This is a genomic window from Belnapia sp. F-4-1 (assembly GCF_000802185.1).
Lineage (GTDB): Bacteria > Pseudomonadota > Alphaproteobacteria > Acetobacterales > Acetobacteraceae > Belnapia.
The window spans coordinates 228,951-250,295 of record NZ_KN676113.1; the positions used below are offsets into that span (position 1 = coordinate 228,951).

The following is a 21,345-nucleotide window of genomic DNA, read 5'->3' on the forward strand; positions in this document are numbered from 1 at the left end:
CAAGCCGGTGTCGGCTTCGCAGCGGCGGTGGCCCGTGCTAACCGCGCAGCTATGTTAAATCCCGCGGAAGGGACGGCGACTTGAGGCGCATGGACTTGACGCGCATGTCGCGGTTCTGGCCGGCGCTGGTCGCGGTTCTGGCCCTGGGCTGGATGGCTTTCATCTTCGACTGGCCGGTGGTCCTGGCCGCCCTGGCGGAAATCCGGCCCTGTCCTCTGCTTCCCGTCATCGCTTTGCTGGGGCTGGGTATCTACTGCTGCTGCGCGCTGCGCTGGATCGCCATCAATCAGTTGCCGTGGCGGCTGGACGTGTTCCGGGATGTCCAGGCGTATGTGGCGGTTACCATTGCGATCGGCATCGCCACGCCCATGCAGGCGGGCGAGGCCCTAAAGCTTAAATTCGCGCGCGATGCGGGGCTGCCGCTCGGCGCCTCCGCCGTGAATCTGGCGCTCGAACGGCTCATCGACCTCGCGATCCTCGTGGGTTTTACGATAGGGGGGCTCGTGCACATGTTCAGATACCCTGTCTGGCTCGCCGTCATGGCCGCGCTCGTCCCCTTCCTCGCGGGGCTCGCCTTGCCCGATCTCGGACAGCGCTGGGCGCGGGCCTGGCCACGCCTCGCTCGATGGGTGGGAGCGCCTCTCACCGCGTCCGCGCTTGCGATCGTGGCTTTTGCCAGCCTCGGGAAATGGATCTTCACGCTGGCGTCCTGGCTGGCCGTACTGGGCGCGGTCGGGCCTATGCCGGATGTTGGCCAGGCCATGCTTCTGATCGGTGCGGTCACCACGGTTTCCATCCTGTCTGCCGTGCCGGCGGGACTTGGCGTTCAGGAACTCTCCGCGCGCGCCTTGCTGACGGCGATGGACCGCACTCCCGCGGAGGCCGAGATCGGGGCGCTGGCGCTGCGCCTGCTTCTGCCAATGATGCTGGCGGTCGGCTTCGCGCATGTGCCGTTGCTCTGGCGAAGGAGAAGCCCGCATGGCTGAGCGCGGCGGCATCTTCAACATCCTGCGGCATCCCCAGATCTATGAGGGCGTGCAGTATCTTTTTGGTGCTGAGCGGGGGCGGACCTGGTTCGCGCGACAGCACCTGCGCGCGCAGCGCGGCGAAAGGGTGCTGGATATCGGCTTTGGCACGGCCGAGCTCCTGCGTCATCTGCCGGGCGTGACCTACATCGGCTACGAGCCCAATGCGGACTACGTGACCGCGGCGCGTGCCACCTACGGCCAATTGGGTTCCTTCAATCAGGGCTTCTTCGGCGAGGCGGAGGCCGCGACGCTGGAGCCCGTCGACCTTGCCATCGTAAGCGCAGTGCTGCATCATATTTCGGATGCGGAAGCCGATCGCCTCTTCATGCTGATGCGGCGTGTAGTGAAGCCGGGCGGCCGCGTCGTCACGCTCGACTGCGCCTTCGTCGAAGGACAGAATCCGATTGCCCGGCTCCTGGTCGGCATGGATCGCGGCCGGCACGTGCGCACGCCCGCTGGCTACCAGGCCCTAGCCGCGCGGCACTTCGCCGAAGTGACCGGCGAGGTACGCCACAAGCGGCTGCCACCTTACACACTCTGGGCGATGACGGCCCGCTGATCGCTGGAGCGACGCAATGCCGCATGATATTCGGGGATCATGAGAGACCTTGTCATCTTCGGTGCGGGTGACATCGCCGCACTTGCCGCCTTCTACTTCACCGAGGATGCGCGACGCCGCGTGGTCGCCTTCACCGTGGACGCCGCCTTCCGGCAGGGCGACACCTTCCTGGATCAGCCCCTGGTGGCGTTCGAGGAGGTCGCCACCCTGTACCCGCCCGACCGGTACGAGTTGTTCGTCGCGCTGAGCTATTCGAAGCTCAACCGCATCCGCAGCGAGAAATGCGCCGCCGCGCGCGGCCTGGGCTACACCCTGCCGAGCTATGTGAGCAGCTGCGCGAGCGTCTTCGGCGACCTCTCCCACGGGGACAACTGCTTCATCCTCGAGGACAATACGATCCAGCCCTACGCGCGGATCGGCCGCAACGTCACGCTCTGGAGTGGCAATCACATCGGCCACCATTCCGTCATCGAGGACGACGTGTTCGTCGCCTCGCACGTGGTGATTTCAGGTGGGGTCCGCATCGGCGAAGGCTGCTTCATCGGCGTCAATGCCACCCTGCGCGACCACATCACTTTGGGCCCGCGCTGCGTCGTGGGGGCGGGGGCGCTGCTGCTCGCTGACGCCGAGCCGGAAGGCGTCTACATGGGGACGGCGACGGAGCGCGCGCGCATCCCGTCCAGCCGGCTGCGCGGCATATGAGCCTGCGCTGGCGCAAGCTCGGCCATGTCTTCGCCGCCGCCGGACAGAGCGCCTGGCTGCATAGCCATGCCATCGTCCCCATTCCGCGCCCATTGGGCGGTTCGCTGTGGCGCGTGCATTTCAGCCCGCGTGACCGGCAGAACCGTTCCAATTTCTCCTGGGTGGATATCGACCTGTACGACCCGACTCGCGTGCTGCGCCATTCCACCGTGCCGCTTCTGCAGCCAGGCCCGCCCGGCTGCTTCGACGATTGCGGCGCCATGGGCGCATGGATCGTCGAAACCGGGTCCGAGGAGCGCCTCTATTATCAAGGATGGACCCTCAGCCGCACGGTCAGCTTTCATGCGGCCATCGGGCTGGCCGTCCGCCCTCTTGGAAATCCCGATCTTCCCTTCGAACGGGTCAGCGCCGGCCCGATCATCGACCGCTGCCTGGAGGAACCCCACTTCGTGGCCGACCCCGCGGTCATGGCGGACAGCACGGGGGGCTGGCGCATGTGGTACCAGTCGGGCCACGCCTGGAGCGAGGTGAACGGCACTCTGCAGCCGCGCTACGATATCCGGCACGCCACCTCCCGCGACGGGTTGAGGTGGGAGTTGACGCCGCGCAGCGTGTTGACCTTCGCCCATCCCGGAGAGGTGGCGATCGCCCGCTTCTGCCCCATCCGGGAGGCCGATGGCGGCTGGCGCGCCTTCTATTCTTTCCGCGGCGACGATTGGTCGTATCGCATCGGCACCGCCCTCTCCTCCGACGGCCTGGATTGGAAGCGTCAGGATGAAGCGGCCGGCATGGCCCTCGGAGAGGGCGGCTGGGAGCGCCTGTCGATGTCTTATCCCACGGTCTTCGAGGCCGAGGGTGCGCGCTGGATGCTGTATAATTCCGGCCGCTACGGCGATGCGGGCTTCGGCATCGCGGTGCTGGAGCAGGATTGAGCTACGTCAACCGTGCCGGACGATCACGGTGAACTCCCACAACCCGTAATCCTGCAGGATCGCGACGTGGCGGCCATAGCGGTGAATGCAGTGATCGAGCATTGCGACGGGGCTGATGTAGTGCAGGTTCGGCCGGCGCTTCTCCGGATCCGACACCAGGGACAGGGTGTTGAAGCCGAACCCCTTGCGGCCCGCGGCAGCCAGCACGTCCAGCACCTGCTCGACATAGGACGACCACTCGTCGGTGCCGACTTCGCCCTTCACATTCAGGATGCCCGACGCGATCGCAAAATCCGCGGATTTATCGGGCACCGCGCCCACGTGCCATTGGCGGTCCGGCCCCTCGCCATGCAGGCGACGGGCGGCCTCGATCATCTCCGGCGCGATATCCCAGCCGTGATAGACGCCTTCATGCCCGTTGGAGCGCAGGAAGCTCAGGAAGTCACCATAGCCGCAGCCGAGGTCGAGGATGCTCGCGGCCCCGTCGCCGCCGACGAGGCGCAGGAACTGCGCATGACGGAGCCGCTGGGACTCCTCTCCGTTCCAGTCCACGCCGCGGGGCGCCGCGCCGTGCTCGGCAAGGCGGGCCGCATAGTACCGGCCGACCTCCTGCAGGATCGAGGCGTTGGTCATCCTTCGCCCCCTTGCCCGCCGCCATGCAGTCGACGGAGGTGGGTATAGGGGCGCTCTTTCACCTCCTGGTAGATATTGGCGATGTAGAGGCCGAGGATGCCGAGAATCTGGATGATCACCCCGCCGAAGAACCATAGCGACAGGAACAGGGAGGTCCATCCGCCGACGCCCACTCCCTGGCGGAGATAGCGAATGAGAAAGAACAGCATCAACGCCAGCGCCACGCCCGAGATTCCCGACCCGGCGTAGAAGATCAGGTACAGGATCTTCGTCGAAGTCGTGGTGACGTGCTGTATGCCCATCTCGACCCGGCGGCAGAGCGAGTAGGTGGTGGGCGAGAGCGAAAGCTTCGTGACTTCCATCGCGGTTTGCCGGAAGCCGGCGATGCTCCACAGATGGGCGATGAGAAAGCTGCGGTCCCGGTGCGCCACCAGGGCGTCAACATAGGCCCGCCGCATCAGGCGCGCTGTGATGACGTTGCGGGGAAGCGGGTGATCGCTCAGGAGCTCGGTCATCTTGAAGAAGGCCTCGCCGGTGACGCGCTGGATGAAGCCGCCGCGGCGGTCCGCCTGCACGCCGTAGACGACGTCCCAGTTCCCGGCGACGAGCCGTTCGTGAAAGATGGCGAGAAGCTCCGGCGGCTCCTCGAGATCGCTGTCGATCAGGAGCACGAGGTCGCCCGTCGCGTAGGCCAGGCCCGTCATCATGGCCCGGTGGTGACCGAAGTTGCGCGCGAGCTCGGCGACGACGATCCGGGGGTCGTCGCGCTGGAGCCGCAGGGCGATGTCCAGGCTGTCGTCGGGCGATCCGTCGTCGACGAGGATCATCTCGATATCCGACGTCAGCGCCTCTGCGGCCCGCATCGCTCGCCGGTGGAATTCCGCGAGGTCGCGGGCGGACCGATACAAGGTGGCGATGATCGAAAGCTTCATCCCGATTTTCCGAGATACTGCGACGCCTCGGCACCCGTGTTCAGCATCAGGTCCACGATGGAGACCGCCGGCTCGAAGTCACCCCAGAGCTGCGGGTATTCCGGGTAGCCCGAATAATCCATCCAGGCCACCTCGATCCCGCGACGTGCGAAGGGTTCAGGCTCCAGATACGCCTGGGCCATCGGCCCGGAAATGTAGCGGGTACCGCCCGCGGCCTCGGCCAGCGCGGCCAGCCTTTCCGATGGATCGAGGGCGAGCAGCGTGTCGCGCGGCAGCAGATCGCTGTCGCGCGTGACGAGGACGTCGATGCCGAGGCGCTCGCAGAAGCCGCGGATCAGCGCCTCGTTCACGCAGGTCAGGAGGGGCTCGTCGGCGACGGCCCGGATCTGTGCCTCCAGCCAGGGGAAGACGTCGGAGAACTTCCGGGCCCGCGCATACGACAGGGCGATGCCTCGCAGATGCGTCTCAGCCCATGGCGCGGAGATGTGGGTTTCGTCGACGGCCTGCTTGAAGCGGCCCTGGATGACGACCGGGATGGTCAGCCATGCCGGGCCCTGCGCGGTCTTGATACGATTGCGGTTGCGCCAGTCGCGTCGGGTGAATTGCACCGTGTCAAGCAGCACCAGCACGTCGCTCTGCCGCACCATGTCGAACCAGCCGCGCCAGGGCAGATAGTTGGACTGGGTGACGACGACAGTCCGCGCCAGGGTCATGCGAGCACGTGTTCCAATGCGGCCACGACGGCTTCCTGATGCTCCGGCATAAGGCCCGCATGCAGGGGGAGGCGGATCAGGCGGGAAGCGAGATCTTCGGTGATCGGCAGGGGGCCGGCGGCGCGGCCGTACCGCAGGCCCGCGGGGGAGGAGTGCAGCGGCACGTAGTGCATGACGGCATTCACGCCGCGTGCCGCCATGGCCCTGAGCGCAGCATCGCGCTGCGCGCCGTCCGGCGCCAGCACGTAGTAGATGTGGCCGTTATGCGCACAGCCCTGCGGCACGACGGGGCGGCGCAGGCGGTCCGCGATCTCCAGCGGCCGCAGCGCGGCATGATAGCGCTGCCAGGCGTCCAAGCGGTTCCGCGTCACCGAAGCACCGGCCTCAAGCTGAGCGAAGAGAAACGCTGCCGTGAGCTCACTGGGCAGGAAGGAGGAGCCGATATCCACCCAGGTGTAGCGGGCCACTTCTCCCCGCTGGAACTGGGCGCGATTGGTCCCCTTTTCCCAGATGATCTCGGCGCGTTCTGCCAGGTCCAGGTCATTGATGACGAGCGCGCCGCCTTCGCCGGAGATGATGTTCTTCGTCTCATGGAAGGAAAAGGCGGATAGGGCGCCGAAGGTACCCAGAGGCCGATCTTTGAAATCGGCGTGCAGCGCCTGGGCCGCATCCTCGATTACGACCAGGCCGTGACGGTTTGCGATTTCAAGCACCGTGTCCATCTGGCACCCCACCCCGGCATAATGGACCACGCAGATCGCGCGGGTGCGCGGGGTGATCGCGGTCTCAATCGCCGTCTCGTCGATATTGAGCGTATCGGGGCGAATCTCGGCGAATACCGGCACGCCGCCCCGCAGCACGATCGCATTTGCGGTGCTGCAGAAGGTGAATGACGGCATGATAACTTCGTCGCCCGGCCCGATACCCGCTAGGATCGCGGCCATCTCGAGCGCACCCGTGGCCGAATGCGTCAACAGGACGCGGTGCGCTCCAAGCTGTTGCTCAAGCAGGTGTTGGCAGCGCTTCGTAAACTCGCCGTTGCCCGAAAGGTGCGCACGCTCCAGCGTTTCGGCGAGGTAGCGAAATTCGAGCCCGATGAGCGTCGGCTGGTTGAACGAAATCGGCATGAATGGGGATTACCCGCTCAATGCCCGTTCGTCCACGTCTAGCTCGATCAGCCCAGTGGACCTCCCCGCAGATGGTGGACACCGCTGCTAAGCTCGAGAGGAGCGAGGTGTTCTGATGTCCAGCAAGACGAGGCGGAACTTCACGGACGAGTTCAAGGCGGAGACGGTGGCGCTGCTGGAGAGCAGCGATCGGCCATTGTCGCAGCTTTCGCAGGAACTCGGCATTGAGCAGTCAGTCCTACGGACCTGGCGGCGCAAGCTACGGCCATCGGGCGTGCAGTCATCGCGTCCTGCTGCGTCGACCGGCAATGGTCATGCGGCGGCGATGCCTGCGATAACGGCCGACCAGGCTGAGATCCGCCGCCTGCGCCGTGAACTCGAGCGGGTGCAGATGGAGCGCGACATTTTAAAAAAAGCCATCGGCATCTTCTCGGGACCTGCGAAATGAGGTTCCGCTTCATCGACGAACACCGCCAAACCTTCCCCGTCCGGGTCCTGTGCAAGGTGCTGGAGGTCTCCCCGGCCGGCTACCACGCTTGGCGTGAGCGACCGGAGAGCGGCAGGACCACCGCCGACCGCGAGTTGCTCGGCGAGATCCGCCGCGTCCACGAGGCCAGCCGCGGCCGCTACGGCAGTCCGCGCGTGCATGCCGCACTCCGCGCCGAGGGCCTCCGAGCCGGGCGGCATCGGGTGGCCCGCCTCATGCACCAGCACGGCATGGCCGCGCGCCAGTCCCGGCGTGGCAAGCCGCGCACCACCGATAGTCGGCACGCCCTCCCGATTGCCCCTAACCTGCTGGAACGGCGGTTCACCGCACTGGCGCCCAACCGGGTATGGCTGGCCGATCTGCCATACATCCGAACCGGAGAGGGCTGGCTCTACCTTGCCGCGGTGCTTGATCTCTTCAGCCGTAGGGTCGTCGGCTGGGCCATGGCCGACCACATGCGCGGCGAGTTGACGCTCGCTGCACTCCACATGGCCATTGCGCGCCAGCGACCGGCTCCGGGCCTGATCGCGCATTCGGACCGCGGATCGCAATATGCGGCATCTGCCTATCGAGCGGCGTTGGCCGGCATCGGCGCCCGCGCCTCCATGAGCCGGAAAGGCGATCCTCTCGACAATGCGCCGATGGAGAGCTTCTTCAAAACTCTCAAGGCCGAACTCGTCGACAATGCCGAGTACGCCACCCATTCAGAAGCGCGCCGCGACGTGTTCGCCTTCATGGAGGTCTGGTACAACCGTCAGCGCCTTTATTCAGCCCTTGGCTATATCACCCCAGAGCAGATGAAGCTCACCGCAGCCTGATCACCCCCAACCCGGTGTCCACACAAGCCGGGGAAGTCCATATCACCGACGCAGCCTGGCCGAGACAGCCATGTCACGCTTCAAGCGCCTCGGCGAGCGGCTCGCCACCCGCGACCCTGCCCATCAGGTTGCCGAGGTGCAGATCCGCTGCGCCATCCTCAACACCTGCAACCGCCTCGCCATGCCCGACACCGTCGCGCTTACCTGATCGAAGCAACTCGCGGGATCAGTGCGCCGTCATCCTGATTTCCGCAACAGCGTCCAAGGCACCTGTCAAATCAGCTGAGCAACCACACCAGTTCGGCGCCACTAAAAGAAAAAGCCCCGGAATGACCGGGGCTTCGTCAATGCCAGCTTACTAAGCACGCTTTATTTGCTTGGGTTTTGCTTCGTCGGCGTACTTCGAAATCAAGGCCTTGAACTTTGCAGAGTTCGCAACCGCTTTCGCAGTCACCGTATGTCGCTCTGCCGCCTGTCGCATCAGCGCGATCTGCTTGTCCCGATCCATCGCTTTGTTCCCCACGAGCGTTGACACTAACAGTCTTCCGGAGGTTGGAAAAGGGTGTTGATCCTCTCCGCCCACCAGATGCGTTGACCGTACCAAGGGTCCGCTTCGGTTAGAGAGTAGCCAGCAGATTGGAACGCCCAAGCCAAGAGATAGTGCTTCTTGAGAGCTTTATGAGGCGGGTCACGATCACTCGTGCAGCGGTACACCTTCTGGGGCCGCTTCCAATCAAGAAGTTCCACCGTCGCGGCCAAAACAACCTGTAGGATGAGGTAGCGTTCCTCGCTAGAGAAGATCCCGCGGGTATGCTTTCCGCTCGTAAAGAGCCGCGTGCGCAGTGTGACGGTGTCGGCTTCAACGATAGCGAAACTGAATTCGAGCGCATCTACATCGAAAGGCGACAAGGTGACGTTGACAAAATATATCATCTCCGTCGCATCGTCGTGCCCGATCAAAAATGAGAGGGTATGTGAACCATCAGGCTCATCCACTCGGTCAAATTCATACGGAGCCGGACAGATTTGACACTGGAATGCCATAGTGGACCAAGTTCGAGTAGGGGGGGAAGGCATAGAGACCCGAAGCGAAAACCCGTCAAGCGGTTGTTACGAGATGGACCGTCCTTGCACCTTTCTCCGCCAATAGCCGGCCCATACCCGCGACATCGGGTGGTTGAGCGCCGCAGCTGCCGCCATGAAGCCGAGCAGGACGGCGACATGCGCCTCATCGGTTAGCCCGAAGCAGCAGCCCTTCAGCACCCGGAAGCCGCAGGCATAGGCAGCGTCGGAGGTAGCGGTCAGCGCGTCGTTCAAGTGCTCGGATGGGCTGTCCAATGGTACCGATGCAGCGTCCCTAAGTGATGCTGCATCATAAGCGAAAGTCCATCTTAAGTCACTGAAAACATTTGTATTGTGGGAGTTTGGGAGAGGCCAAGCGCTGGCGAGGGGTGCTTATATCGACGTGTGAGGGAGGGGTGCCTACTCGATGTCCACAGCACAGGCATTGGAACCGCGGCGCCGCTCGCTGATTGATAAGATGCCTCGAGGAGTAGGGTAGATGCCCGTTGATTATCCATTGGTAGCGCGCATGGTCATCTCGCGGCTGAACCCGACTACGCAGAGCCAGGGTTCCTCAATTCTCTACATTCGTCGCGTGCCAGAGACGGGCGAAATCCGCATGAACCGCACTGAACTTATGGGCAGGGCAATAGATGTCCCCGATACGAATAGGCTCTCTCCCATCTTTTCAGCATCACCCGCTGACGCTGTGGAAAAGGTCATCTCTTGGCTAACAGAGAAGGGGATTTACCAGATTCTCAATCTCGATCAGCCCGTCGTTGACGGCTGGTCCGAGGCCTCACTCAACATTCCTCCGGTGCCAGGGGCGGCTAGTGCTAAGGCCTGAGCCACGTTGCTGCAGTCCATTTGAAGGGACCGCGCTGAAGCAGATCGATGGTGAATGATCATCGTCCGCCTCGTCCTACAACTGCACCTTCTCCCGCCTCGGAACCACGATCACGGTTGCCGCCAGCGGTAGGCCGGCCATGGCCTTAATCCGCCAGCGCTCGAGGTCAGCACCGGCGAGCTGCGGATGCAGCAGGACGTGCAGGGCGCCACGGCCGCTGCGGGTGGCTTCCAAGCGCGCCACGCGGCAGTGCAGGCCTCGCTCCATCACTCCACCTCTCCGATCGTGACGACGATCAGGCGGGCCTCTTGCGGAGCAGCGCCGCCGCAGTGCCGCGCTATGGCCGCTTCGCGTGTCTCGCCGGCCGCCTCATCCACCAGCACCGTCTCCCAGCGCGGCAGGCCTTGCTACGCCCGCTGCTCAAGGGCTGCCATGCGGCTTTGGATGCTGCGTGCCATCACTTCGCCCCTTCTGCCGGTTCGCGGGGTAGCATCGGCCCGAGGGAGAAGATGATCAGCTCTGCTCCAGGCGGCGGTCCCTTGCCTTCGAAATGCCGGGCAAACGCCTCCTCCTCAGTCTCATCAAGGCCTCGGTAGACGAAGATCTTGGGCTGCTTGCCCATGCCCATGCGCTCCTCCATCGCCGCCACCCTTGCCCCCAGCCTCATTGAATCGTCCCCCGCTCCGGTGCCGGCTGCGTCGGCAGCCAAGTGAAGACCACCACCGCGGCGCCAGGCGGTGCGCCGGCCGGGCCAAGGCATCGCGTGATCGCCGCTTCCGTATCCTCGCCGGGCATCTGAAAGACGTAGACCGTCGAGCTGGTACTGCACGCTTGGCGCTCGAGCACGGCGACGCGGCGATGAATGGTGCCGCTCATGGCCGGGCCTCCGCCGGGGGGGGCGCGTTGGCGATGCGCTGCAGTTCGGCATCGCTGGTGCTCTCCGGCAGACCAAGGAGGCTCCATAGCGCCACGTCCGGCCACTGCTCGACCGGCACGCCCTCATAGGCCTTCCAGCCCGCTCCACGGCGCTCCAGCCGTGTCAGGCGCTCGCTCAGCCGTACCACCGTCATTGCCCGGCCCTCGCCTCAAGCGCGGCAATCCGCTCCGCCAGCTCGGCCGTGTCGATCGCGCGGCGCTGGATCTCGACCACGCTGGCGACGGCCTGGGCTTCGTCGGGGGTGAGCTCGCCGCCGGCTACGGCGCTGACGATGGCGGCGGCAGCCTTCACCGTGTCGGCGGCCGAGACAACCAGCGGCAGGGCGAACTCCACCAGGCGCCCCTTCCGCTCCGGCCACACCCGCCGCAGCAGGATCTCAGCCGCGCGCATGTCGCCGCCCTTGGCATCCTCCACGACCTTGCGGAGCACAGCCTCGGCCCCCTCGGCGCCGATGGCGTCGAGGGCGATCAGCGCCTTGTGGCGGGCGCCGCGCGGACGGCCGGAGGGGTTGCCCGACTGCCCCGGCTCGAACCGATGTCTCCCTTGTTTCGGGTTTGTTGTTTCAGGCTCGGTGGTCACAGCTGCGGCCCTTCAGCGCGAACTGGTGAATGGGGTTCAAATGCGCACACATGCCCCGGCGATCACATCGCCAGCGCAATGGCCGCGGTGGGTGCAGCAGTCACCGCCATCGCGAAAAGGGCCTCAAGCTGGCCCCGCTCCGGAGATGGGAAACCGCCCGGTCGCTTAAAATTCCCGGTCGTTCCCTGCTGATCCAGTTCTCCAAAAATGCAAGGTTGTGGTGGGTCTCCCTTTTCAAGCGTCTTATTATCGCGCGAGCGTGCGCGCGCATAATAACGGCTGAAATGTAGAACCCTCCACAACCCTGCATCAGATCCATCGACACGCATCAGAAGACCCCCGTATCGGACGGACGAAGCCGCAGGCCGACGAACACCATCCCCGCCGCGGTCCTTTTCTTCGCGTGGTAGCGCTCCAGCACCGCTGAGAAGGCCTTGTTGGTGCCGGCCACCTCGCCCCTTCCCTCTGCCCAAGCCCGCCAGTCGCGGTAGAGGGCAGCGGAGGGCGCCTCATTGCGCGGAACGGCCTCGCACCGCTCTGCCAGCCATTGCGCGAGCATGTCCTGCTCGGCGAAGTATTCCGCTGTCGCGTCCGCCACCACCCGCGGCTTGCCCAGACCCTCCCGTTGCCAGGCGAGGCAGCCCTCGATCGCCCAGGCAAGGATGCCGGGCAGTTCGGCCCTCAGCCGCTCTTGCAAGTCATGGTCGGGCTGCGGCGGCTTGAAGGTGATGGGCAAGAGGTGCAGCCGCCGGCGCATGGCGTCGTCCGGGCTGCGGATGGACGGGCGGTGGTTGCCGACCATGACTAGCTTGAACACCGGCGCGTACTCGAAGAAGTCGCCGCGCATGAACCGGGCCGCGATCTTGTCGCCACCAGTGAGGGCCTTGATCCGGCTCTCGGCGAGGGCTCGCCCAGCTTCAGTTTCGGACGCCACCACCAGCCGTGCGCCGCGGAGAGCGGCAAGGTCGGTGGGGTGCCGATCGGTGCTCGAGACCATGAAGGTCTCCATGGGCGAGGTGGTGGCGTAATCGCCGAGGACCGCGGCTAGGGTGTTCACCAGCACCGATTTGCCGTTCCCGCCCGGCCCGAAGGCGAAGAGGAAGCCATGTTCCCGGGTCAGGCCGGTGAGCAAGTAGCCGGCCCAACGCTGCAGATAAGCCACCGCCTCGGCGTCACCCTGCATGATCTCGAAAAGGAAGGCCTGCCAGCGCGGGCAGTCGCCGCCTGGCGCCACATACGCGACCTTCGTGAACAGGTCGGATGTGCGCTGCCGCCGCATCTTGCCTGTCCGGAGGTTGACCACCCCGTCCGGGGTGTTGAACTCCCACGGATCTGCGTCGAACAAGTCTGCAGCGCGGGCATGGCGCCGGTCGGCACGGGCCAGCCGTTCGACCGCGGCCACCTTCTGCCCGCTGGCGATCTTCGAGATCCAGCCGGCACCGCCCTTGGTGTTCGCTTCGGCCTGTGCTGCCTGCTCGCGGCAGACAACCCGGACGAGGTCAAATACGGCCAGGGTGGTATCGCGCGCCCAGCGGGCGCCATCCCAGCGCACCCAATACCCCCATTCGGGGACAAAGAGCAGGTCGCCGGCGTGGCGACTGGAGAAGGCCAGGGCCACCGCGTCATCAGAGTATTCCGGCGGCTCGCTCTCGGCAGTTTGGGGCTCGGTGATGGTGGCGCCGGCGGCGCGCAGCATCTCCTCGGGGGACGCTCGGCCATGCATCACGCTGCCCGCTCCCTGAGCGCGTCGTTGAAGTCCTGGCCGGCGGGTGCGGCGACGATGCGAGCCTCGGCCCCGGCCTCCATCCATCGAGCAGCGCAGCCGGCCGCCGCAGTTATCCCAGCGCCGTCCGCGTCCGCGAAGATGGTCAAAGCGTCGATGCCCGGCAGCACCGGCAGCGTGCGGATCATGCCGGCCGAGGTCGCGGCCCAGACTGGGCGCCAGCTGAAGCCCTGCATGACGCTCAGCGCCGTCTCGATGCCCTCGGCGAGGCCGAGGCCGCCCGTCACTTCCTCGTCTGGCACCAGCCGCACCACGCCGGCGCGGCCCGCCATCATCTTCGCCGGGAGCGCGCCCGGTGCCTTGCCGCTGCCATCCCGGGCGAGGAAGGTCCGATGTACCCCGCAGGCCTCGCCAGTCGCTGGGTCGGTCATGAGTGCGAGCATGGCCGGCCACCGCTCGGCGCCCCGCGGGCAATGCGGGTGGAAGCGCAGCGGGGCGCCGGCCTCGAGTGCCACCCCGCGGGCGGCGAGATAGGCCGGCGCCAGCGACCCAGGCGCATCGGCTGCCACCGCCTCACACCACAGCCGCTGCGCCATGTCGAGGGTGGCGGGCTGGGTGGCCTCGGGCATGGCTTCTGCCGTCGCCACGAGGCGCGGCCACGACGTCGCCGGGGCTGCTGCTCCTTCGCCAAGGCCGAGCCAGCCCAACGCCCAGCGCCAGGCGCTCAGCATGGGCACATGGCGGAGGTGAGCAACCAGCGCCAAGGCATCCCCACCGCAGCCGGCCTCGTGGTCGAACCAGGATCCGCGATCGGGGCCGCCGGTGACCACCGCAAGCGAGCCCTTGCTGCGGAACCGCCATTCCTGCCGGCCCTGGGTCGTCGGCCTAGCGCCGGTGAGCTCGGTCGCCAGCTCGCTCATGCGCTGGCCGAGCAGCGCCGCGATCTCCGGCATGTCGGGGCCGCGCTTCACCGGGCGCCTCCATCTCGCGGGCGGGCCTCGGCGAAGAGCAGGACATGCGTAGCGTCGTCGTCGCCCTGCCGATCCCGGTTCTCCATCACCAGCACCTTCACGCCGCCCAGGCGGCCGGCGAAATACTCCGACCCCTTGCCGCTGGTGCGGCGCCACAGCTTGGCCGCCGTCAGCATCGGGCCGCCGCGGTCGCGGGACTGATCGTGCCCGCTCATGCCCGTACCTCGTGCAGCGGGCGGCGCGGGAAGCGGTCCCCTCCGGCCGAGCGGAGGAGCTTGGGGGAGAGGCGGTTCTGGTACTCCTCCAGCAAGCGCAGGAGGGCCGGCATGCCGCCGATGCGGTTGGTCAGCTCGGTCATAAGTTCGGCCGTGGCGCGTGGGCCGAGGTTATGGAGGTGTTCTACCCCGCGCTGAAGGCGGAGGGCATCGAGGGGGCTGATGGTCATGGTGTCGCGGCTCCTGCTGGAGGCGCGGCGGGCTGGAAATCTGAGGCTCGGCCTGCTATGTCCACAGGTGTCAGTGTCCGCGTCATAGTTTCCGCAGCCCGTCCGGTCCGCCGGGCGGGTTTTGCGTTTCAGGCGGCCTGCTGCGGCGCGCGGATCGAGGCGGTGGGCAGGCTGGCCAGGAAGGCGCGCATACTGGCCATGTCGACCAGGGTTGAGCGGCCGGCCTTGATGAGGCGGATGTTGCCCCGGGCCGCTTCGCGGTAGATCGTGCTGCGGCTCAGGCCAGTGACCGCCGGCGCGTGTGGGAGGGGTACGGCGAGCGGCGGAAGCGAGATGGGTGAGGTTGTGGTCATCGCGTCCTCTCGGTCGCTGCGAGAGGCGGGTGGGAAGATCCCCACTTATGCCCGGCAGCGCCTGGACATACTGATTAGCGACACAAACGCCTGCGCTGGAATAGGTCTAACTTCACCGAAAGCCAGGTTTAGTATTCCGGCATCCCAAACTTTTTAGTGGCTGCGACGTACGCGGCTTCTAAGCTCAACCTTAGCTTGGGATCGCGCTTGATTGGGCGCTCAGCCTGTTGCCTCTCCAGCCGCCTCAAGTCTGAAAGTTGCCGTTGCACAAAGGGTGCGTACCGCGGATCAGCTCGCATCTTTGTAATCGCCGACGCGGCTTTGCCACCATTCCTGTCGTCACTCAGATGCCGAGCCAGGTCTCCGAGGGAGCCGCGGCCCCACTTCCCTTTAGCTTTCCACTCGGCCTCAAGACAAGCCGCAACGGTCCATTCGTCGGGCATGGTCGAAACCCCATGCCCAAAATCCGATCGATCAATGCGAGGACGCCCTGCAGGCCGCTTTGGCCCTTCGGCGAGCTCCGCATCGACATCGGACATCCCATAATGCGCTTGGGAGCGTTTCTTTGTTGGCTCAGTCTGCAGAGTACCTGCCGGAGTTGCTCCGCAGAAGTCCGCCCATTCCTGCATGAGCGCCGCCCGCTTCTGAAACAAATCGCCTCGTCGGTAAGCCGCCTCGACCTTGTCGCCGATTGTGTGAGCCAGCGCCGCCTCTGACACCGCGTGTGGCGTGCTGGTCGCCTCCTCGCACCAGTCGCGAAAGCTGCTGCGGAAGCCATGCGCCGTGATCGCGGATCCGCTTCGCCCATCTCGCCAGTGCGGCAGCTCGCCCTCTACATCGGGGTTCATCCGACGCAGCAGCATGAGCATCGCCATGTTGGACAGCGGCTTGCCCTTCACCTGGCCAGGGAAGACGTAAGCATCACCCTTGGCCGGCCGCAGCGGTGCCATTTGGTCGAGGACGGCCAATGTGGCGGAGGAGAGCGGCACGCGGTGCTCCCGGCCGGCCTTCATCCGATTAGCCGGCACAATCCAGACCGCAGCCTCCAGGTCGATCTCGGACCACCGGGTGCCGAGCACCTCGCCGCTGCGGCAGGCGGTCAGGATCGCAAACTCCAACGCCCGGGCTGCCGTCGCGCTGGTGGCTCTCAGTACGGCCATGAAGGTGGCCATCTGCTGCCAGGGCAGCGCGGCATGATTCTCAACCGTCGCCACCTTGGAGCGCCGCGGCAGCAGGTGATCGAGATGGCCGCGCCACCGGGCCGGGTTCTCGCCCTGGCGCCAACTCCGGGCCGTGGCGTAGGACAGCACCGCCTCGATGCGGCCGCGCACCCTGGCGGCCGTCTCCGGCTTGTCGGTCCAGATCGGCTGCAACGCGCGCAGGACGTGGTCCGTCCCGATCGCGGCCACCGGCACGTCGCCCATCACGGGAAAGGCGTAGGCCTTGAGGGTCGACCGCCACTGCGCCCGATGCTTCTCGTTCCGCCAGCCCGCCTCATGAGCGCCGACGTGCATCTCAGCCACGTCCCGGAAGGTGCGGGTAGCGGCCTCGGCCACTGCCTTGGCCTGCCGCTCAGCTTCGGCCGCGGCCTTCCGCTCCTCAAGCGGATCCAGCCCCTGCCGCAGGACTGCGCGGACCTCCTCTGCCTTCACCCGGGCTTGGGCCAAGGTCACCCCGGCCTTGCCGTCGGGATCGAAGGCGCCGAGGCCCATCTCGCGGGCCTTGCCGGCCAGCATGTACCGAAGGGTCCACTTGGCCGAACCCGGGCTCACCGTGCGGAGATAGAGGTTGCCGCCATCGGCATGCGCGCCGGGCTTGCCCTTCGCCACCAGCGCCTTGACCGCCGTCGCCGTCAGCTTGGCCATCACCGTCCGTCCACAATCTGGACCACAAATACCTTGTGGACTGTCCGGGCACAAGGTGGAACGACCGGGGACGGCGACCTATGCGACTCGTGAGATTTTCCCTTAAATAGAGGGGCTTTTGACACCAGGTGGATCACCCAGAGACGGCGGTTCGACGGTCACCCTCTCCGCCAGATCCTTCCCCTACTCCCACTCGATTGTGCCCGGCGGCTTCGAGGTGATGTCGTAGGTCACCCGGTTGATGCCTCGCACCTCGTTGACGATGCGGCTGGCGACGCGAGTAAGGAATCCCATGTCGAAGGGATAAACATCCGCCGTCATCCCATCCGTGCTGGTGACGGCGCGGAGTGCGCAGACGCTCTCATAGGTGCGGCCGTCGCCCATCACGCCGACGCTCTTCACCGGCAGCAGCACGGTGAAGGCCTGCCAGATGGCGTCGTAAAGGCCGGCGAGGCGGATTTCCTCGAGGAAGATGGTATCGGCCTGGCGGAGGATGTCGGCGCGCTCCCGCGTCACCTCGCCGGGGATGCGGATGGCCAACCCCGGCCCCGGGAAGGGGTGGCGGCCGATGATCGCCTCCGGCATGCCGAGCTCGCGGCCAAGGGCCCGGACCTCGTCCTTGAAGAGTTCGCGCAGCGGCTCGACCAGCTTCATGCGCATATGGGCCGGCAGGCCGCCGACATTGTGGTGGCTCTTGATGGTGACGGAGGGGCCGCCGGTCGCCGAGACGCTCTCGATCACGTCCGGGTAGAGCGTGCCCTGGGCGAGGAAGTCGGCGCCGCCGATCTTCTGCTGCTCTTCCTCGAAGACCTCGATGAAGAGCCGGCCGATGATCTTCCGCTTCCCCTCTGGGTCCGTCACGCCGGCGAGCTGGGCGAGGAACAGGTCGGAGGCGTCGCGGTGGACCAGCTTGATGTTGAAGCGGTCGCGGAAGGTGCTCACCACCTGCTCCGACTCGCCGGCGCGCATCAGCCCGTGATCGACATAGATGCAGGTGAGTTGGTCGCCGATCGCCTCGTGCAGCAACACCGCTGCGACGCTGGAATCGACGCCGCCGGACAGGCCGCAGATCACCCTCCCCTGCCCCACCTGGGCGCGGATGCGCTCGATCGCCTCGGCGCGGAAGGCGCCCATGGTCCAGTCGCCGTGGCAGCCGCAAACGAGGTTGGTGAAATTCTTCAGCAGCGCGGCGCCATGGGGCGTATGGACCACCTCCGGGTGGAACATCGTACCGTAGAAATGGCGGCGGTCGTCGGCGATCAGCGCGAAGGGCGCGCCCTCGCTGGCGGCGACGACGCGGAAGCCCTCGGGCAGGCGGGTGATGCGGTCGCCATGGCTCATCCAGACCTGCTCGCGCGAGCCTTTGGCCCAGAGCCCCTGGGTGATGGCGCATTCCGCCGTCACCTCGATGAAGGCGCGGCCGAACTCGCGATGATGGCCGCTCTCGACCTGGCCACCGAGCTGATGCGCCATGGCCTGCTGACCGTAGCAGATACCCATCACGGGAAGGCCCATCTCGAAGACCGCCTGCGGGGCGCGCGGGCTCTCGCCCTCGGTCACGCTGGCCGGGCCGCCGGAGAGGATGATACCGCGCGGGTTGAACTCTCGGATGCGGGCCTCGTCGGCGGTGAAGGGCCAGATCTCGCAATAGACCCCGGCCTCGCGCAGGCGGCGCGCGATGAGCTGCGTCACCTGGCTGCCGAAATCGAGGATGAGGATGCGGTCGTGCCGGGCCGCGGCGGCGAGAGGCTCGTTCATGGCGCCTCACAGCACAAGGCGCCGGGAAGAGCAAGCGGAGGTTACACTTCCGGCGCAGGCGCCGTCGCCAGCAGCAGGGCCTCGATCGGGTCCCAGGTGAAGGCGAGCTGCTCCAGTCCCTGGCCAGCGAATCGGATCGCCTCGCGGGCCACCAGCCGCCCGCCGAGGCGTCCGTAGAACCAGCGCGTCGGGTTGTCCTTCAGCACCCAAAGCATGGCGGAGCGGCAGCCGATCGCCGCCAGATGCGCCGCCATGGCGCGCACCAGCCGCCGGCCGACGCCGCGGTCGCGGTAGTCGTCGAGCAGGTAAAGCGTCTCGATCTCGCCCTCGCCGATCTGCGGCCGGCGCGAGCGGCCGCCGGAGACGAAGCCGATGATGGTGCCACCCTCCGCCGCCTCCTGGCCGGCAGGGGCATCGGCACCCTTGGCAACGGCGACGAAGACGGCATGGCCATGCCGGCGGTCGCCGATCGCGGCCTCGTAGCCGGCAGCGTGGCGGAGCGTGGACAGGCTGGCGAGATAGCCCTCCGGCAGCACCCCCGCATAGGTGGTGCGCCAGGTAGCGACGTGGACGGCGCCGATGGCGGCGGCGTCGGCAGGCCGGGCGCGGCGAATGCAGATCATGGGGCGCGCTTTCCTCCCCCCGGAAAGGCCCGAAGCCGACCCCCTGTCGGCTACCCCTCGGGCTGGCGTTGCAGGACCGCGGCGAAGAAGCCGTCGGTGCCGTGCCGTGCGGGGGAGGTTACGAGATAGGGGCCTTCGGCCGGCGGTGCCCCGATGCCGCCCGCCTCGGCCCAGGCCTCGGCCAGGGGGAAAGGAGCGAAATCGGGGTGACGGCCGAGGAAGGCTTCTATCTGCGCCTCATCCTCATCGGGCAGCAGCGAACACGTAGCGTAGACCAGACGCCCACCGGGCCGCACCAGATCTGCAGCACCGGCGAGAATTTCGGCCTGCTTCGTACACAATTCTGCGAGATCATTTTGGTTTGTACGCAAGCGTGCGTCCGGGTTGCGCCGCCATGTGCCGGTCCCGGTACAAGGCGCATCAACCAGGACGCGGTCGAATTGGCCGGCACGCCGCTTGGCCCAGCGGTCACCAGGCGCGAGCAGGTGGCGTTCCACATTGTCGGCGCCGGCACGCCGGAGGCGCTTCACCGCCCCCTCGAGCCGCGGGGCGGACACGTCGCAGGCGGTGATGCGGCCACGGTTCCGCATGGCGCCTGCCAGCGCCAGGGTCTTGCCGGCGGCGCCGGCGCAAAGGTCGACGACGCGCATCCCCGGCCGGGCATCGGTCAGCAGGGCGATGAGCTGGCTGCCCTCGTCCTGCACCTCCACCAGCCCCTCGGTGAAGGCACGGGTCTGGGTGACGGGGCGCCGCTGCGGCAGGCGGAGGCCCCAGGGGGAGAACGGAGTCGGCCGGGTCTCGATGCCCTCGGCGGCGAGCGCCGCGGCGGCCTCCTCGCGCGTCGTCTTCAGCAGGTTGGCGCGGAGGTCGAGCGGCGCCTCCTCCTCCATCGCCGCCGCTTCCTCCACCAGCCGATCGCCAAAGCGGGCACGGAAGCCGGGCAGCACCCATTCCGGCAGGTCGAGGCGGATGGCCTCCGGCATCTCCGGATGGACCAGGCCCTCGATGCCGCCGCGGCTGGCATCGAGCTGCCGGAGCAGCCGCTCCTCCAGGGTGGACAGCGGCTCGGCGGCGTATTGCCCGCCAGGGAAGGAGGCGAGGACCTGCGGCAGGTCGAGCCCCTGGTCCAGCAGCAGCTCCGCCGCGACCAGCATGCGGGCGGTCGGCCGGCAGCGGATGCGGGCGAGCCACCAGTCGAGGCGGAGGCGCTGGCGGACGACGCTCCAGGCCAGCTCGTTGATCGCGCGGCGGTCGCCGCCGCCGATATAGCGCCGGGCGCGAAAGAAATCATTGGCCGTGGCATCGGCCGGGCGGCGGGGCTGGGCCTCCAGCGCATCGAGCAGGTCGATGGCGGCGGCAAGGCGTGCGGCAGGGGTCATGAGGCGGAGGACCCTAGCCCCTCTGGCCTCCAGCCGCCACGCCGCGCAGACTGCCCGGACGGGAATGGGAGGAAACACACATGCGCAACCCGATGGAGCTTACCGGGCGTACGGTCATCGTCACCGGCGCCGGCCAGGGCATCGGCCGGGCCATCAGCGAGTTGGTGCTCGATCTCGGCGGCAATGCCGTGCTGGTGGAGCGGAATGCCGAGACGCTGGCGGCGACGGCGGCGGCGCTGCCGGCGGACCGGACGCTTGCCGTGCAGGGCAATGTCGCCGAGGAAGGCTTCGGCGAGGATTGCGTCGCCCAGGCGGCGGCGCGGTTCGGGGCGGTGCATGGGCTGGTCAACAATGCCGGCATCACCCGCCCGGCCATGATCGAAAAGATGACCTTCCAGCAGTGGCAGGCGGTGATCGACGTGAACCTGACCGGCTGCTACCTCATGCTGCAGGCGGTCGGCCGGCACATGTGCAACCGCGCACGGGAAGCGATGCCGGAGCCGAGCGGCACCACGGGCGCCATCGTCAACATCTCCTCCACCGCTGGGAAGCGGGGCAGCATCGGGCAGGTCAATTACTCCGCCGCCAAGGCCGGGCTGTTCGGCATGACGATGACGGCGGCGCGGGAATGGGCGCGCTACGGGGTGCGCTGCAACTCGGTCGGCTTCGGCACGGTGGAGACGCCGATGACGGAGGTGATCCGCAGCGACCGCTTCCGCGAGCAGACCCTGTCGCGCATCCCGCTCGGCCGCGTGGCGCAGCCGGCGGAGGTGGCGCCGCTGATCTGCTTCCTGCTGTCCAAAGGCGCGGTCTACATCAGCGGCGAGAACATGACGGTCAGCGGCGGCAGCCACATGCAGCCCTGAGCGGCG

The 21,345-nt window shown here is 66.8% G+C and carries 29 protein-coding genes; 8 read left to right on the forward strand and 21 right to left on the reverse strand.

What is annotated here, in order from left to right; translation table 11 throughout:
* Positions 1-89 precede the first annotated feature (89 nt).
* From LH62_RS01330 to LH62_RS01345, 4 genes are read left to right on the forward strand one after another with little or no spacing between them, the layout of a single operon-like run.
* Complete coding sequence (locus LH62_RS01330) at positions 90-986, forward strand: lysylphosphatidylglycerol synthase transmembrane domain-containing protein (protein ID WP_043358771.1); 897 nt, start codon at positions 90-92, stop codon at positions 984-986.
* Entirely contained in the window at positions 979-1,587 is a 609-nt protein-coding gene (locus LH62_RS01335) for a class I SAM-dependent methyltransferase (protein ID WP_043358773.1), read from the forward strand. The genes LH62_RS01330 and LH62_RS01335 overlap by 8 nt, the downstream gene beginning before the upstream one ends.
* A gap of 39 nt (positions 1,588-1,626) precedes the next feature.
* The gene (locus LH62_RS01340; protein ID WP_043358775.1) at positions 1,627-2,289 is read left to right on the forward strand and encodes an acetyltransferase; all 663 of its coding nucleotides are present in this window, start codon (positions 1,627-1,629) and stop codon (positions 2,287-2,289) included.
* Positions 2,286-3,221 (forward strand): hypothetical protein, encoded by a 936-nt coding sequence (locus LH62_RS01345; protein WP_043358777.1) that lies wholly within the window; start codon positions 2,286-2,288, stop codon positions 3,219-3,221. Before LH62_RS01340 ends, LH62_RS01345 begins: the two co-directional genes overlap by 4 nt.
* 6 nt (positions 3,222-3,227) lie before the next feature.
* Here LH62_RS01345 and LH62_RS01350 read toward each other — a convergent pair whose 3' ends face one another.
* From LH62_RS01350 to rffA, 4 genes are read right to left on the reverse strand one after another with little or no spacing between them, the layout of a single operon-like run.
* A complete protein-coding gene (locus tag LH62_RS01350) occupies positions 3,228-3,854 on the reverse strand; it encodes a bifunctional 2-polyprenyl-6-hydroxyphenol methylase/3-demethylubiquinol 3-O-methyltransferase UbiG (protein ID WP_043358779.1) in 627 nt (208 codons plus the stop codon).
* A complete protein-coding gene (locus LH62_RS01355) occupies positions 3,851-4,786 on the reverse strand; it encodes a glycosyltransferase family 2 protein (protein ID WP_043358781.1) in 936 nt (311 codons plus the stop codon). The genes LH62_RS01350 and LH62_RS01355 overlap by 4 nt, the downstream gene beginning before the upstream one ends.
* Complete coding sequence (locus LH62_RS01360; RefSeq protein ID WP_043358783.1) at positions 4,783-5,499, reverse strand: WbqC family protein; 717 nt, start codon at positions 5,497-5,499, stop codon at positions 4,783-4,785. Before LH62_RS01360 ends, LH62_RS01355 begins: the two co-directional genes overlap by 4 nt.
* Entirely contained in the window at positions 5,496-6,626 is a 1,131-nt protein-coding gene (gene rffA, locus LH62_RS01365) for a dTDP-4-amino-4,6-dideoxygalactose transaminase (RefSeq protein WP_043358785.1), read from the reverse strand. The genes LH62_RS01360 and rffA overlap by 4 nt, the downstream gene beginning before the upstream one ends.
* A 115-nt stretch (positions 6,627-6,741) precedes the next feature.
* Between rffA and LH62_RS01375 the strand changes: the two genes are divergently transcribed.
* Positions 6,742-7,931 (forward strand): IS3 family transposase gene (locus tag LH62_RS01375; RefSeq protein ID WP_369796735.1). Its coding sequence is split into 2 segments (ribosomal slippage): positions 6,742-7,033 and positions 7,033-7,931, totalling 1,191 coding nucleotides; the frame shifts between segments, so codons are not numbered across the junction.
* Positions 7,932-8,001: 70 nt separating this feature from the next.
* Complete coding sequence (locus tag LH62_RS30950; protein ID WP_160299751.1) at positions 8,002-8,139, forward strand: hypothetical protein; 138 nt, start codon at positions 8,002-8,004, stop codon at positions 8,137-8,139.
* A gap of 150 nt (positions 8,140-8,289) precedes the next feature.
* On the opposite strand, the gene LH62_RS30955 is transcribed toward LH62_RS30950, so the two are convergent.
* The 3 genes from LH62_RS30955 to LH62_RS01385 form a co-directional block, all read right to left on the reverse strand.
* A complete protein-coding gene (locus LH62_RS30955) occupies positions 8,290-8,439 on the reverse strand; it encodes a hypothetical protein (protein WP_160299752.1) in 150 nt (49 codons plus the stop codon).
* Between the two features lie 26 nt (positions 8,440-8,465).
* A complete protein-coding gene (locus LH62_RS01380; RefSeq protein ID WP_144404327.1) occupies positions 8,466-8,927 on the reverse strand; it encodes a hypothetical protein in 462 nt (153 codons plus the stop codon).
* A gap of 114 nt (positions 8,928-9,041) precedes the next feature.
* Positions 9,042-9,248, reverse strand: coding sequence for a hypothetical protein (locus LH62_RS01385; RefSeq protein WP_144404328.1), 207 nt, complete (start codon positions 9,246-9,248; stop codon positions 9,042-9,044).
* Positions 9,249-9,492: 244 nt separating this feature from the next.
* On the opposite strand from LH62_RS01385, the gene LH62_RS30045 reads away from it, so the two are divergent.
* Complete coding sequence (locus LH62_RS30045; RefSeq protein WP_144404329.1) at positions 9,493-9,840, forward strand: hypothetical protein; 348 nt, start codon at positions 9,493-9,495, stop codon at positions 9,838-9,840.
* Between the two features lie 75 nt (positions 9,841-9,915).
* Here LH62_RS30045 and LH62_RS01390 read toward each other — a convergent pair whose 3' ends face one another.
* The 14 genes from LH62_RS01390 to LH62_RS01455 all read right to left on the reverse strand — a co-directional run bounded on the left by LH62_RS01390 (position 9,916) and on the right by LH62_RS01455 (position 20,473).
* On the reverse strand, positions 9,916-10,110 hold the full coding sequence (locus LH62_RS01390) for a hypothetical protein (RefSeq protein WP_144404330.1): 195 nt from the start codon (positions 10,108-10,110) through the stop codon (positions 9,916-9,918).
* Positions 10,111-10,297: 187 nt separating this feature from the next.
* Positions 10,298-10,480 carry a hypothetical protein gene (locus LH62_RS01395; protein WP_043358793.1) on the reverse strand — a complete coding sequence of 61 codons (183 nt, stop codon included), beginning with the start codon at positions 10,478-10,480 and terminating at the stop codon, positions 10,298-10,300.
* A 23-nt stretch (positions 10,481-10,503) separates the two neighbouring features.
* Positions 10,504-10,716: a hypothetical protein gene (locus LH62_RS01400; RefSeq protein WP_043358794.1), complete on the reverse strand. Its 213-nt coding sequence runs from the start codon at positions 10,714-10,716 to the stop codon at positions 10,504-10,506.
* Positions 10,713-10,910, reverse strand: a complete 198-nt coding sequence (locus LH62_RS01405) for a hypothetical protein (RefSeq protein ID WP_043358795.1) — start codon at positions 10,908-10,910, stop codon at positions 10,713-10,715. Before LH62_RS01405 ends, LH62_RS01400 begins: the two co-directional genes overlap by 4 nt.
* Positions 10,907-11,356, reverse strand: a complete 450-nt coding sequence (locus LH62_RS01410) for a DUF5681 domain-containing protein (RefSeq protein WP_043358796.1) — start codon at positions 11,354-11,356, stop codon at positions 10,907-10,909. Before LH62_RS01410 ends, LH62_RS01405 begins: the two co-directional genes overlap by 4 nt.
* Positions 11,357-11,684: 328 nt before the next feature.
* Entirely contained in the window at positions 11,685-13,052 is a 1,368-nt protein-coding gene (locus LH62_RS01415; RefSeq protein WP_160299753.1) for a phage/plasmid primase, P4 family, read from the reverse strand.
* Between the two features lie 26 nt (positions 13,053-13,078).
* Positions 13,079-14,050 carry a toprim domain-containing protein gene (locus tag LH62_RS27915; protein ID WP_052213571.1) on the reverse strand — a complete coding sequence of 324 codons (972 nt, stop codon included), beginning with the start codon at positions 14,048-14,050 and terminating at the stop codon, positions 13,079-13,081.
* Positions 14,047-14,265: a hypothetical protein gene (locus tag LH62_RS01425; protein WP_043358797.1), complete on the reverse strand. Its 219-nt coding sequence runs from the start codon at positions 14,263-14,265 to the stop codon at positions 14,047-14,049. Before LH62_RS01425 ends, LH62_RS27915 begins: the two co-directional genes overlap by 4 nt.
* Positions 14,262-14,495, reverse strand: coding sequence for a hypothetical protein (locus LH62_RS01430; protein ID WP_043358798.1), 234 nt, complete (start codon positions 14,493-14,495; stop codon positions 14,262-14,264). Before LH62_RS01430 ends, LH62_RS01425 begins: the two co-directional genes overlap by 4 nt.
* 128 nt (positions 14,496-14,623) lie before the next feature.
* Positions 14,624-14,848, reverse strand: coding sequence for a DNA-binding protein (locus tag LH62_RS01435; protein ID WP_043358800.1), 225 nt, complete (start codon positions 14,846-14,848; stop codon positions 14,624-14,626).
* A gap of 128 nt (positions 14,849-14,976) precedes the next feature.
* Positions 14,977-16,713 carry a phage integrase central domain-containing protein gene (locus tag LH62_RS01440; protein WP_082012282.1) on the reverse strand — a complete coding sequence of 579 codons (1,737 nt, stop codon included), beginning with the start codon at positions 16,711-16,713 and terminating at the stop codon, positions 14,977-14,979.
* A gap of 183 nt (positions 16,714-16,896) precedes the next feature.
* Entirely contained in the window at positions 16,897-18,471 is a 1,575-nt protein-coding gene (gene guaA / locus LH62_RS01445) for a glutamine-hydrolyzing GMP synthase (protein WP_043358801.1), read from the reverse strand.
* A 41-nt stretch (positions 18,472-18,512) separates the two neighbouring features.
* Positions 18,513-19,094, reverse strand: coding sequence for a GNAT family N-acetyltransferase (locus LH62_RS01450; protein ID WP_043358803.1), 582 nt, complete (start codon positions 19,092-19,094; stop codon positions 18,513-18,515).
* 50 nt (positions 19,095-19,144) lie between these two features.
* A complete protein-coding gene (locus LH62_RS01455; protein ID WP_043358804.1) occupies positions 19,145-20,473 on the reverse strand; it encodes an RsmB/NOP family class I SAM-dependent RNA methyltransferase in 1,329 nt (442 codons plus the stop codon).
* 80 nt (positions 20,474-20,553) lie between these two features.
* Between LH62_RS01455 and LH62_RS01460 the strand changes: the two genes are divergently transcribed.
* Positions 20,554-21,339, forward strand: a complete 786-nt coding sequence (locus tag LH62_RS01460) for an SDR family NAD(P)-dependent oxidoreductase (RefSeq protein ID WP_043358806.1) — start codon at positions 20,554-20,556, stop codon at positions 21,337-21,339.
* The last annotated feature ends 6 nt before the right edge of the window (positions 21,340-21,345 follow it).